The organism is Georgenia satyanarayanai (assembly GCF_900116375.1).
Taxonomy (GTDB): Bacteria; Actinomycetota; Actinomycetes; order Actinomycetales; family Actinomycetaceae; genus Oceanitalea; species Oceanitalea nanhaiensis.
This window is the reverse complement of record NZ_UETB01000001.1, coordinates 683957-696281: the sequence shown is the minus strand read 5'-3', so window position 1 is coordinate 696281 and position 12325 is coordinate 683957. Positions and strand designations below refer to the sequence as shown.

10 protein-coding genes are annotated in these 12325 nt (G+C 72.0%); 1 reads left to right on the top strand and 9 read right to left on the bottom strand.

Features of this window, described 5'->3' with window-relative positions; translation table 11 throughout:
- The 3 genes from uvrC to uvrA are packed head-to-tail and all read right to left on the bottom strand — an operon-like array spanning position 1 to position 5480.
- Positions 1-2106: an excinuclease ABC subunit UvrC gene (gene uvrC, locus DSZ44_RS03030; protein WP_110851076.1), complete on the bottom strand. Its 2106-nt coding sequence runs from the start codon at positions 2104-2106 to the stop codon at positions 1-3.
- 5 nt (positions 2107-2111) lie between these two features.
- Complete coding sequence (locus DSZ44_RS03025; RefSeq protein ID WP_110851075.1) at positions 2112-2597, bottom strand: OsmC family protein; 486 nt, start codon at positions 2595-2597, stop codon at positions 2112-2114.
- A 9-nt stretch (positions 2598-2606) separates the two neighbouring features.
- Entirely contained in the window at positions 2607-5480 is a 2874-nt protein-coding gene (gene uvrA, locus DSZ44_RS03020) for an excinuclease ABC subunit UvrA (RefSeq protein ID WP_110851074.1), read from the bottom strand.
- Between the two features lie 85 nt (positions 5481-5565).
- On the opposite strand from uvrA, the gene DSZ44_RS03015 reads away from it, so the two are divergent.
- A complete protein-coding gene (locus DSZ44_RS03015) occupies positions 5566-6198 on the top strand; it encodes an MBL fold metallo-hydrolase (RefSeq protein WP_110851073.1) in 633 nt (210 codons plus the stop codon).
- A 48-nt stretch (positions 6199-6246) separates the two neighbouring features.
- On the opposite strand, the gene DSZ44_RS03010 is transcribed toward DSZ44_RS03015, so the two are convergent.
- The 6 genes from DSZ44_RS03010 to DSZ44_RS02985 all read right to left on the bottom strand — a co-directional run bounded on the left by DSZ44_RS03010 (position 6247) and on the right by DSZ44_RS02985 (position 12272).
- Positions 6247-7251 carry a TerC family protein gene (locus DSZ44_RS03010; protein WP_110851072.1) on the bottom strand — a complete coding sequence of 335 codons (1005 nt, stop codon included), beginning with the start codon at positions 7249-7251 and terminating at the stop codon, positions 6247-6249.
- A 203-nt stretch (positions 7252-7454) separates the two neighbouring features.
- Complete coding sequence (gene uvrB / locus DSZ44_RS03005; protein WP_110851071.1) at positions 7455-9548, bottom strand: excinuclease ABC subunit UvrB; 2094 nt, start codon at positions 9546-9548, stop codon at positions 7455-7457.
- A gap of 63 nt (positions 9549-9611) precedes the next feature.
- Positions 9612-10664 (bottom strand): hypothetical protein, encoded by a 1053-nt coding sequence (locus DSZ44_RS03000; RefSeq protein ID WP_110851070.1) that lies wholly within the window; start codon positions 10662-10664, stop codon positions 9612-9614.
- Complete coding sequence (locus tag DSZ44_RS02995; RefSeq protein ID WP_110851069.1) at positions 10657-11010, bottom strand: PadR family transcriptional regulator; 354 nt, start codon at positions 11008-11010, stop codon at positions 10657-10659. The genes DSZ44_RS03000 and DSZ44_RS02995 overlap by 8 nt, the downstream gene beginning before the upstream one ends.
- A gap of 40 nt (positions 11011-11050) precedes the next feature.
- Positions 11051-11656 (bottom strand): dephospho-CoA kinase, encoded by a 606-nt coding sequence (coaE, locus tag DSZ44_RS02990; RefSeq protein WP_110851068.1) that lies wholly within the window; start codon positions 11654-11656, stop codon positions 11051-11053.
- 1 nt (position 11657) lies between these two features.
- Positions 11658-12272 carry a pyroglutamyl-peptidase I gene (locus DSZ44_RS02985; RefSeq protein WP_110851067.1) on the bottom strand — a complete coding sequence of 205 codons (615 nt, stop codon included), beginning with the start codon at positions 12270-12272 and terminating at the stop codon, positions 11658-11660.
- Positions 12273-12325: the final 53 nt, after the last annotated feature.

Below are 12325 nucleotides of genomic sequence, written 5' to 3'. Positions count from 1 at the left end.
CTAGGATGCCAGGCCCGGCCCGTCGCCGTCGGCGTCCTCGGTGGCTGCACCGTGCCCGGCCGCGACAGACGCGTCCGCCTCCGCGGCGGCGTCGGACGGGGCACCGGTGGGTGCGGTGACGTCGTCGGCGGAGGCACCCGTCGGTGCGGTGGGCGCTGTGCGGAGCGCGTCGACGACCGCCTGCGCGGTGCGCGGGCCCACCCCCTTGACCGCGGCCACCTCCTCCGCCGTCGCCCTGCGCAGGCCGGCCACCGACCCGAAGTGCGCGAGCAGCGCCTTGGCGCGGGTGGGGCCGAGGCCGGGGACGTCGTCGAGGACCGAGCGGGTCATCGCCTTGCTCCGCCGTCCGCGGTGGGCGGCGATGGCGAAGCGGTGGGCCTCGTCGCGCAGCCGCTGGAGGAGGAAGAGCCCGGGGCTGGTGCGCGGCAGCACGAGGGGGAAGTCCTCCCCCGGCAGCCACACCTCCTCGAGCCGCTTGGCGAGGCCGACGAGCGCGACGTCCTCGACGCCCAGCTCCTCGAAGACCCGCTGCGCCGCCGCGACCTGCGGCTGTCCGCCGTCGACCACGACGAGGTTGGGCGGGTAGGCGAAGCGGGTCGGACGCCCCGTCTCGGGGTCCACCGGACCGGAGGTGATCGGCTTGCCGTCGTCGTCGACCGCGCCCTCGCGGGCGGAGCGGTAGTGGCGGAAGCGCCGGGTGAGCACCTCGGCGATCGCCTCGGTGTCGTCGCGTGCTCCGCTGCCGTCGGCGCCGCGGACGACGAAGCGGCGGTAGGCGTTCTTGCGGGGCAGGCCGTCCTCGAACACGACCATGGACCCCACCTGGTGCGTGCCCTGGGTGTGGGAGATGTCGTAGCACTCGATGCGGAGGGGCGCCTCCTCGAGGTCGAGCGCCTCGGCGAGGTCGGCCAGCGCCTGGGAGCGGGTGGTGAGGTCGCCGGCGCGCCTGGTCTTGTGGAGCACGAGCGCGTGCTCCGCGTTGCGCTGCACCGTCTGCGCGAGGGCGCGCTTGTCCCCGCGCTGCGGCACCCGCACGGACACCGCCGAGCCGCGCAGGCCGCTGAGCCAGTCCGCCACCTGCGGGAGGTCGGCGGGCAGGACGGGCACGAGCACCTCCCGGGGCACGGCGGAGGTGCGGGCCGACTCGGCCTCGTCGTCGGCGTCGGTGCCGAGATCGCCGTAGACCTGCTGGAGCAGGCGCTCGACGAGCTCGGCGTCCGTGGCCTCCTCGACCTTCTCCACCACCCAGCCGCGCTGGCCGCGGACCCGCCCGTCCCGGACGTGGAAGACCTGGACGGAGGCCTCGAGCTCGTCGGAGGCCATCGCGAAGACGTCGGCGTCGGTGCCGTCCGGCAGGACCACCTCGTTCTTCTCCACGACCCGCTTGAGGGCGCCGAGGTCGTCGCGCAGCCGGGCCGCGCGCTCGAAGTCGAGCTCGCCGGCCGCCGCCTTCATCTCGCTCTCGAGGCGGCGCACGAAGGGACGCGTCTGGCCACCCATGAACGCGCAGAAGTCCTCGGCGAGACGGCGGTGGTCCTCCACGGAGATACGCCCGACGCAGGGGGCCGCGCACTTGTCGATGTAGCCGAGGAGACAGGGCCGCCCGGAGCGCTCGGCACGCCGGTAGACGCCGTTGGAGCACGTGCGCACCGGGAAGACACGCAGCATGAGGTCGACGGTCTCGCGGATCGCCCACGCGTGCCCGTACGGCCCGAAGTAGCGGTTGCCCTTGCGGCGGGCGCCGCGCATCACGGTGGCGCGGGGCACCGCCTCGGACATCGTCACCGCGAGGTAGGGGTAGGACTTGTCGTCGCGGTACTTGATGTTGAAGCGGGGGTCGTACTCCTTGATCCAGGAGTACTCCAGGGCGAGGGACGCCACCTCGGTCTCCACGACCGTCCACTCCACGGAGGCGGCGGTCGTCACCATCTGACGGGTGCGCGGGTGGAGGTTCGCGACGTCCTGGAAGTAGCTGCCGAGCCGCGAGCGGAGGTTCTTGGCCTTGCCGACGTAGATGACCCGGCCGTGCGCGTCGCGGAAGCGGTAGACCCCGGGGGACGTCGGGATCTCCGACGGGCGCGGGCGGTAGGTGGACGGGTCGGCCATGCCCCTCAGCCTACGTGCGCCTCCCGGGCGGGCGGTGCCGGCTGCACCCGCACGGGGCAGCTGAGGGAGCGGGCGATGTGGTTCTGCGCGCGGGCGTCCTCGTGGAGGCGCGCGGCCGCCTCCTCGCTGATCGGTTCGGCATAGGTCACCCGCGGGCGCAGCACGACGTCGGAGAACGGCCCCGAGTTGGCGCCCTCGACGCGCTCGGTGGCCGTCGCGACGTCGGTGTAGCCGACGACGACGACACCGTGCGCCGCCGCGGTGCGCAGGAACCACAGCATCTGCGACTGGGAGACCGCACCGACGAACAGCTCCTCGGCGCGGTACCGCGACACGTCCGCGGCGACCTTGCGGTCGGAGGTGGCGAGCAGGGCCGGCTTGCCCTCGACGCGCACCTCGTGGTCACGGGAGTAGGAGGTGTAGCTCCGGGTCCCGGCCTCGTCCGCGCCGGTCCAGTCGACGGTCACCGTGTAGGTGTGGAGTGCGCCCATGGCGCCACCCTAGCCCGCTGTGACGGCCGCCACCCCGGCTTTGCCCGTCTCGAGGACCTCCGCGAGGAACCGCCCGGTGTGCGAGCCCTCGATCGTCGCCACCTGCTCCGGCGTGCCCTCGGCGATGACCATGCCGCCGCCCGAGCCGCCCTCGGGGCCCATGTCGATGACCCAGTCGGAGTTCTTGATGACGTCGAGGTTGTGCTCGATGACAATGACCGTGTTGCCCTTGTCGACGAGGTTCTGCAGGACCTCGAGCAGACGCCGGATGTCCTCGAAGTGCAGGCCCGTCGTCGGCTCGTCGAGCACGTACGCGGTGCGGCCGTTGGTGCGGCGCTGCAGCTCGGAGGCGAGCTTGACGCGCTGCGCCTCACCACCGGAAAGGCTCGTGCCGCTCTGGCCCAGGCGGACGTAGCCGAGCCCGACGTCGGTGAGGGTGGTGAGGTAGCGGGAGATCTTCTGCGAGGCGGAGAAGAACTCGGCGGCCTCGGAGATCGGCATGTCGAGGACCTCGGCGACCGTCTTGCCCTTGAAGCGCACCTCGAGGGTCTCGCGGTTGTACCGCGCCCCGTGGCACACCTCGCAGGGGACGTAGACGTCCGGGAGGAAGTTCATCTCGATCTTGAGCGTGCCGTCGCCCTTGCACGCCTCGCAGCGTCCGCCCTTGACGTTGAAGGAGAAGCGGCCGGGACCGTAGCCACGGACCTTGGCCTCCGGGGTGTCGGCGAAGAGCTTGCGCACGTGGTCCCACACGCCGGTGTAGGTGGCGGGGTTCGAGCGCGGCGTACGCCCGATGGGGCTCTGGTCGACGTGGACGACCTTGTCGAGGTGCTCGAGGCCGGTGACGCGGGTGTGGCGGCCGGGGACACGACGGGCCCGGTTGAGCTCGTTCGCCATGACCGTGTAGAGGATGCCGTTGACGAGGCTGGACTTGCCCGAGCCGGACACGCCCGTGACGGCCGTGAGGACGCCGAGCGGGAAGTCGACCGTGACGTTCCTGAGGTTGTTCTCCCGGGCGCCGACGACGCGGACCTTGCGGTTCCTGTCGGTCGGGCGGCGGACCTCGGGCTGCGGGATGGAGCGGCGGCCGGAGAGGTAGGCACCGGTGAGGGACTCCTCGTTCGTCAGCAGCTCGGGCAGGTGGCCGGAGTGGACGATGTGGCCGCCCTGCTCCCCCGCGCCCGGACCGATGTCGACGATCCAGTCGGCCACCCGGATCGTGTCCTCGTCGTGCTCGACGACGATGAGGGTGTTCCCGAGGTCGCGCAGGCGCACGAGGGTGTCGATGAGCCGGCGGTTGTCACGCTGGTGCAGGCCGATGCTCGGCTCGTCCAGGACGTAGAGCACGCCGACGAGCCCGGAGCCGATCTGGGTGGCGAGGCGGATGCGCTGCGCCTCGCCACCGGACAGGGTGCCGGCGGGCCGGGCGAGGGTGAGGTAGGTGAGCCCGACGTCGACGAGGAAGCCGAGGCGCGCGTAGATCTCCTTGAGCACCTGCCCGGCGATGGCCCGCTCGCGCGCGCCGAGCTCGAGGGTGTCGAGGAAGGGGGCGATGTCCTCGATGGGCATCGCGCACAGGTCGGCGATGGACAGGCCACCGAGCTTGACGGCGAGGACCTCGGGCTTGAGCCGCGCGCCCTTGCACACGGAGCACGCCACCTCTCGCATGTAGCCCTCGTACCGCTCCCGGGAGGAGTCGGACTCGGTCTCGGCGTGCTTGCGCTCGACATAGGTGACCGCGCCCTCGAAGCCGGTCGAGTAGGCGCGCTCACGGCCCCAGCGGTTGCGGTACCTCACGTGGACCTCGTGGTCCTTGCCGCGGAGCACCGCCTCCTTGGCGCGGGCCGGGAGGCTGCGCCACGGGACGTCGACGGAGAAGCCGAGCTCCTCCCCGAGCGCACGGAGGAGGCGCAGGAAGTACTCCGAGGAGGCACGGGCCCACGGCTGGACCGCGCCGTCGGCGAGGGAGAGCTCCTCGTCGGGGACGATGAGCTCGGGGTCGACCTCGAGCTTGGAGCCGATGCCCGAGCACTCCGGGCACGCGCCGTAGGGCGCGTTGAAGGAGAAGGTCCGCGGCTCGATCTCCTCCAGCGACAGGGGGTGGTCGTTGGGGCAGGCGCGCTTCTCGGAGAAGCGGCGCTCCCGCTCGGGGTCGTCCCCCGGGAGGTCGACGAGCTCGACGACGAGCAGGCCGTCCGCCAGGCGCAGGGCGGTCTCGACAGAGTCGGTGAGGCGCTGGCGCATGGACTCGCGCACGACGAGACGGTCGACGACGACGTCGATGTCGTGCTTGATCTTCTTCTCCAGCGTGGGCGGCTCCGCGAGGGAGACGACGGCGCCGTCCACCCGCGCACGGGAGAAGCCGGTGGACTGGAGCTCACGGAAGAGGTCGAGGTACTCGCCCTTCCGGCCACGCACGACGGGCGCGAGGATCTGGAAGCGCGTGCCCTCGGGCATCTCCTGGAGGCGGTCGACGATCTGCTGCGGCGACTGGGCGGTCACCCGCTCCCCGCACACCGGGCAGTACTGGGTGCCGGCGCGCGCGTAGAGCAGGCGCAGGTAGTCGTAGATCTCGGTGATCGTGCCGACGGTGGAGCGCGGGTTGCGGCTCGTGGACTTCTGGTCGATGGCCACGGCGGGGCTCAGGCCCTCGATGAAGTCGACGTCCGGCTTGTCCATCTGCCCGAGGAACTGCCGGGCGTAGGAGGACAGCGACTCGACGTAACGCCGCTGCCCCTCGGCGAAGATCGTGTCGAAGGCGAGGGAGGACTTGCCCGAGCCGGAGAGCCCGGTGAAGACGACGATGCTGTCCCGAGGAAGCTCGAGGTCGACGTTGCGGAGGTTGTGCTCGCGCGCACCACGGACGAGTAGCTGATCGCTCACCCGGCGATGATACGAGCCCAGCCGCCGGGGCGCCTGTACGTGTGTTCGACGTCACGGGCGTGTCGCGGCTGGCAGGATCGGGGTCATGAGCGACCTCACCCCGCTGGGCGGCGCCAGGCTGGAGCGGCTGGCCGTCTCCGCCATGGACAACAACGTCTACCTCCTCACCGCACGGACCGGCGAGCAGCTCCTCGTCGACGCCGCGGACGACGCCGAGGCGATCCTCGCGATGGTCGGCACGGGCGCGCTGCGGACCGTCGTCACCACCCACGGCCACTGGGACCACCACCGCGCGCTGCCCGCCGTGGTCGCCGCGACGGGTGCGCGGACGGCGGCCGGTGCCGCGGACGTCGCGGACCTCCCGGTGCGGGTCGACCAGCACCTCGCCCACGGCGACCGCCTCACGGTCGGGGAGCTGGAGCTCGACGTCGTCGCCCTGCGCGGCCACACCCCTGGCTCGGTGGCCCTCGCGCTCACCGAGCCCGTCGACGCCCCTCGGCCGGGCCGTGTCCACCTGCTCACCGGGGACAGCCTCTTCCCCGGCGGGGTCGGCAGGACCTCCGGCGCGGCGGACTTCACCAGCCTGCTCGACGACGTCGAGGAGCGGCTCTTCGCCGTCTACCCGGACGACACCGTGGTATGGCCCGGCCACGGGCTCCCGACGACGCTCGGGGTGGAGCGGCCGCACCTCGCGGAGTGGCGGGAGCGCGGCTGGTAGCACGACGGCCCGGCGTGCCCCACGGGGCTACCGGGCCGTCGGGAAGCGTCAGCGGGCGGGCTGGCCCGCCTCGCGTGCGTCCTTCCTGTTCCTGGCGATGCTGGCGACCACCGTGATGGCGAGCACACCGATGATCCACAGCAGCGAGACGACGATGCCCGGCTCGGGCAGGCCGTGCCACTCCTCACCGCCGTTGATGAAGCCCAGCTCGTTGGTGTGCAGGGCGTGGATGATGAGCTTGACGCCGATGAAGCCGAGGATCGCCGCCAGGCCGTAGTGGAGGTAGACCAGCTTGTCGAGGAGGCCGTCGATGAGGAAGTACAGCTGGCGCAGGCCGAGGAGCGAGAAGGCGTTGGCCGCGAAGACGAGGTAGGGCTCCTGCGTGAGGCCGAAGATCGCCGGGATGGAGTCGACCGCGAAGAGGATGTCCGCACTGCCGATGGCGAGGATCGCGAGCAGCATCGGGGTGATCATCCGCTTGCCGTCGATCTTGGTGACGAGCTTGCCGCCGACGTAGTCCTCGGTGACCGGCACGAAGCGGCGCACGAGGCGCACGAACCCGTTCTCCTGGTACTCCTCGTCCTCCGAGACCGTCTCCACGCCCTGCCGTGCCTGGGAGATCGCCGTCCACACGAGGAAGGCGCCGAAGAGGTAGAAGACCCAGGAGAAGTTGTCGATCGCGGCGGAGCCCAGGGCGATGAACACGCCGCGCAGGACGATGGCGATGACGATGCCGGCCAGCAGCACTTCCTGCTGGTAGTTCCGGGGGACACGGAAGGCCGCGATGATGATGACGAAGACGAAGAGGTTGTCGACCGACAGGCTCTTCTCGGTGATGTAGCCGGCGAAGTACTCCCCGCCGTACGTCGATCCCCAGACGAACCAGACGATGACGCCGAACACGAGCGCCATGGCGACGTAGGCGACCGACCACCAGGCGGCCTCCCGCAGCGTCGGTGCGTGCGGGGTCCTGACGTGGCCGACGATGTCGACGGTGATCATCGTGAGGATGATGCCGATGAGGGCGATCCAGGCAATGGCATGGACGTCCACTGTGCCTCCGGTACGTAGATGGCGAGGTACCGGAGGTCTCTTCCGCGCACGTGGCGGCGGTGGGTCCGCCGTCGTGCGCCGGTGGCACCGAGCGGGTACTGACCCGCTGTGATGACGACACCACCGTTGGGGAATACTCCCCTCCGCCGCGCAACCTTACGACATGTCCGGCACCCCGGCACGTAGCCGTCCGGTGAGGCCCGTCACTGCGCCGCCTGCATCTGGCGCAGCTCCTTCTTGAGGTCACCGATCTCGTCACGCAGCCGGGCGGCGAGCTCGAACTGGAGCTCCTCGGCGGCTCCACGCATCTGCTGGTCGAGCTGGTGGATGAGGTCGGCGAGGTCGCTGGCGGCGGCGGTGCCGAGCCGGTCGCGCAGGGCCGATCCGGTGACCTGCTTCTCCTTCGAGCTCGGTCCCTTGCCCGCCTTGCGGTAGCCGCCCTCGAGGAGCTCGGCGGTGTCGATCGCCTCGCGGGCGAGCATGTCGGTGACGTCCGCGATCCGCTTGCGCAGCGGGGTCGGGTCGATCCCGTGCTCCTCGTTGTAGGCCACCTGCTTCTCGCGGCGCCGGTTGGTCTCCTCGATGGCCTCGGCCATCGCCGCCGTGATCGAGTCCGCGTACATGTGGACCTCGCCGGAGACGTTGCGGGCCGCGCGACCGATCGTCTGGATGAGGGAGGTCGCCGAGCGGAGGAAGCCCTGCTTGTCCGCGTCGAGGATCGCCACGAGGGACACCTCGGGCAGGTCGAGCCCCTCGCGCAGGAGGTTGATGCCGACGAGGACGTCGACGGTGCCCAGCCGCAGCTCACGCAGCAGCTCGACGCGCCGCAGGGTGTCCACCTCGGAGTGGAGGTACTGGACCTTGACGCCTCTCTCGAGGAGGTAGTCGGTGAGGTCCTCGGCCATCTTCTTCGTCAGCGTCGTCACGAGGACGCGCTCGTCGCGCTCGGTACGTGCGCGGATCTCCCCGAGGAGGTCGTCGATCTGGCCCTGCGTCGGCTTGACGACGACCTGCGGGTCGACGAGGCCCGTCGGGCGGATGATCTGCTCGACGACGCCGTCGGACTGGGACAGCTCATAGGCGCCGGGTGTGGCGGAGAGGTAGACGGTCTGGCCGATGCGCTCGAGGAACTCCTCCCAGCGCAGCGGCCGGTTGTCCATCGCGCTGGGCAGCCGGAAGCCGTGCTCGACGAGAGTGCGCTTGCGTGACATGTCGCCCTCGTACATGGCCCCGATCTGCGGGACGGTCACGTGCGACTCGTCGACGACGAGCAGGAAGTCCTCCGGGAAGTAGTCGAGGAGGGTGTGCGGCGCGGTGCCCGGGCCGCGGCCGTCGATGTGCCGTGAGTAGTTCTCGATGCCCGAGCACGTACCGATCTGGCGCATCATCTCGATGTCGTAGGTGGTGCGCATGCGCAGCCGCTGTGCCTCGAGGAGCTTGTTCTGGGACTCCAGCTCCTCCAGCCGCTCCTCCAGCTCCTGCTCGATCGTCGCGATGGCGCGCTCCATCCGCTCCGGTCCTGCGACGTAGTGGCTCGCCGGGAAGAGGTGGATCGAGTCCTCGCGCCGGACCACCTCCCCGGTGAGCGGGTGCAGGGTGTACAGCGCGTCGATCTCGTCACCGAACATCTCGATGCGGATCGCGAGCTCCTCGTACACCGGGATGATCTCGATCGTGTCGCCCCGGACGCGGAAGGTGCCGCGGGTGAAGGCGAGGTCGTTGCGGGTGTACTGCATCTGGACGAAGCGCCGCAGCAGGTCGTCGCGCTCGATGGTGTCGCCGACCTTGAGCTGGACCATCCGGTCGACGTACTCCTGGGGCGTGCCCAGGCCGTAGATGCACGAGACGGACGCGACGACGACGACGTCCCGACGGGTGAGGAGGTTGTTCGTCGCCGAGTGGCGCAGGCGCTCGACCTCGTCGTTGATGGAGGAGTCCTTCTCGATGAAGGTGTCCGTGCTCGGGACGTAGGCCTCGGGCTGGTAGTAGTCGTAGTAGGAGACGAAGTACTCGACCGCGTTGTTGGGCAGCAGCTCACGGAACTCCGTGGCGAGCTGCGCCGCGAGCGTCTTGTTCGGCGCCATGACGAGGGTGGGCCGCTGCACCTGCTCGACGAGCCACGCCGTCGTCGCCGACTTGCCGGTGCCGGTGGCACCGAGGAGGACGATGTCCTTCTCCCCCGCCCGAAGACGCTCGGCGAGCTCGGCGATGGCGGTGGGCTGGTCGCCGGAGGGGGTGTACTCAGAGACGACCTCGATCGGCGCGACGGACCGTTGCAGGTCGGTGACGGGACGCATGGCACAACGGTACGTCGGGCCACCGACATCGGCGGGACGACTTCGCGAGGGGCGGACGCCGGCTCAGCGGGAGCGCAGCACCCTGCGCCAGCCCGCCACGGCGGCACCGCCCGCGAGCAGCAGCCACAGCAGGGCGGACAGGTGCGGGGAGCCCCACCGCCACCCCTCCTCGAGGGTGTAGCCGACGAGCAGCGCAGCGGGCGCGAGGGACAGGGCACTGAAGAACCAGGCACGCCGCCGGGCGGCGACCGGCTCGTCCGCCGGGAAGCGGGCGGCGTACTCGGCGGCCGGCCCGAACTCCGCCGCCACCGGGGTGCCGGCGTCCGCCGCGTGGCCACGTGTCTCCGCGAGGATCTGCTCGACCCGCCGGTCGGTCATGTCGCCCCGTTGCCGGAGCGTGGCACCGAGCTCGGCGAACCAGGCGACGTCGGACGACGACGCCGGCGCCGCGGTCACGTCGCGCCGCTGCGGCGCGGGCCACAGCCTCGCGAGGAGGACGGCCAGGGCGGCGTGGACGGCCGCTGACGCGAGCAGCCACAGCGTGCTCGCCTCGACGACCACCGCGTCCTGGGTGCCGAGGAAGAACCCGGCGATACCCACCGCGAGCACGACGAGGCCCAGACCGGTGGCCACCACCGCCGCGCGCTGGGAGCGGGCACGTCCGACGCGCTCATAGACGCCCCGCAGGACCTGGCCCGCCGTCGCGAGGAGGAGCGGGGCGAGGATGAGCGGCCACGTGTAGGGCTGGCGCCACTCTCGCTGGACGAGGGCGACGACGAGGATGAGGACGGCGATCCACGCCGCACCGACGAGGCTCACCAGCGCCAGCTCCCGCACCGGGGTGGCGCGTGGCGGCTCGGTCAGCGGCTCCTCCTCGGCACGCCAGGCCTCGCGTTGCTCGCTGACCCACTCGAGGGGGTGGCCGAACAGCTCCCCGGGCGACTCCCCCGTCTCGGCGACCTGCTCGCGGGCCGCGGCGAGGCCCCGCCGCGCGAGGGCGGGGCGGACCCCCTCGAGGAGCAGCCGGGCGGCGGCCGTCCGGGCCCACTCGACGTCGTCGGGGACACCTCGGGCGGTGGCGAAGTCGTCGGCGAGGTCGAGAACGGGGTCAGCCATGACGGTCCTCCGAGAGGTGAGATCGGCTCAGTGCGTCGACGAGGGCCGCCCAGGCCGCACGCTCCCGACGGAGCCGCTCGGCTCCGTCCGCGGTGAGGGCGTAGCTGCGGCGGCCGGGGCCGCTCTCCCCCTGGTCCCAGGACGCCGTGACCGCCCCGTCCGCCTCGAGCGCGCTCAGCAACGGGTACAGGGAGCCGCCCCGGGGGCGGCCCAGGCCCTGGGTGGCGAGCCGCTGGGCGATGCCGTAGCCGTGCAGGGCGCCGTCCTCGAGCGAGGCGAGGACCGCGGTCGGGAGCGCGGCACGCACCCACGGTGCGGGCCAGCGCGGCTCGTTCGTGTCGGTCACGTTTCTAAGTACAGCACGTACCTACGTGCAGCACAAGAGCCTAGTCCCGACGCGCCTCCGGGAGCAGCCGCTCGTGCCACAGCCGGCGCACCTGCTCGAGCAGGTCCTCGGGACTGCCGGAGTTGTCGAGCCAGACGTCGGCGACCTCCCGTCGCTCCGCGTCGGTGGCCTGCGCGGCGATCCGGGCGAGCGCATCCTGGCGGGACATGCCGCGGTCGCGCACGAGGCGCTCAAGGCGGACGTCCTCGTCCGCCCCGACGACGGCGACGAGGTCGTACCGGTCGGCCAGGCCGCGCTCGACGATGAGCGGCACGTCGTGGACGACGACGGTCCCGGGCGGGAGGTCGGCCACGCGCCGGGCGGTCTCCACGGCGATGAGCGGGTGGGTGACCTCCTCCAGGCGCGCCCGGGCGGCGGGGTCGGCGAAGACGACGCGCCCGAGTGCGGCGCGGTCGAGCGCACCGTCCGGTGCCAGGACCTCCTCGCCGAACTCCGCGGCGACGGCGGCGAGCCCCGGTGTGCCGGGCGCGACGACCTCACGCGCGACCGCGTCGGCGTCGACGACGACGGCGCCGAGCCGCTCGAGCTCCCGCGCCACCGTCGACTTCCCGGCGCCGATGCCTCCGGTGAGTCCGAGCCGGAGCACCTCAGTCCTCCCGTCCGCCGGGGACGACGACGTCCACCGGGTTCGTCAGCACGGTGTCGAGGACGATGCCCAGCGCGGTGACGACGTCGGCGACGGGGACGACGTCGGCGGCGGGGACGTGGACGAAGCCGGCGGGGACGCCGTCGGGCACGGCCGCCAGCGCGGCGTACATGACGGCGTTGCACACGTAGGTGCCGGCGGAGAGGGAGAGCTCGGCCGGCAGCCCGGCGTCGCGCAGGGCACCGAGCGCGGCCTTGACGGGCAGCGTGGCCGCGCGGGCGAGCGGCTCGCCCGGGTTGACGGGGACGTCCACCGGCTGCGCGCCGTCGACGTCGGGGATGCGGGCGTCGAGGAGGTTGAGGGCGACACGCTCGAGGGAGATCCGGTCCCGCGCCGCGGCAAGGCCCACGCCGAGGACGACGGCCGGGCGGTGCTCGGCGACGAGCGTCCGCACGCGCTCGGTGGCGCGGGCGAAGGAGACCGGGAGGGTCCGGGTGACGAGGGCGACGCCGTCGGGAGCCGGCCACTCACGGGCGAGGGCGTCGACGGCGAGGGCGGAGGGGTTGTCCGCGTGGTCGGAGAACGGGCCGAAGCCGGTGACGAGGACGGTACGCACCGGGCGAGCGTAACGCCCGGCCCACGGACGGACGGCCCGCCACCCTCTCGGGT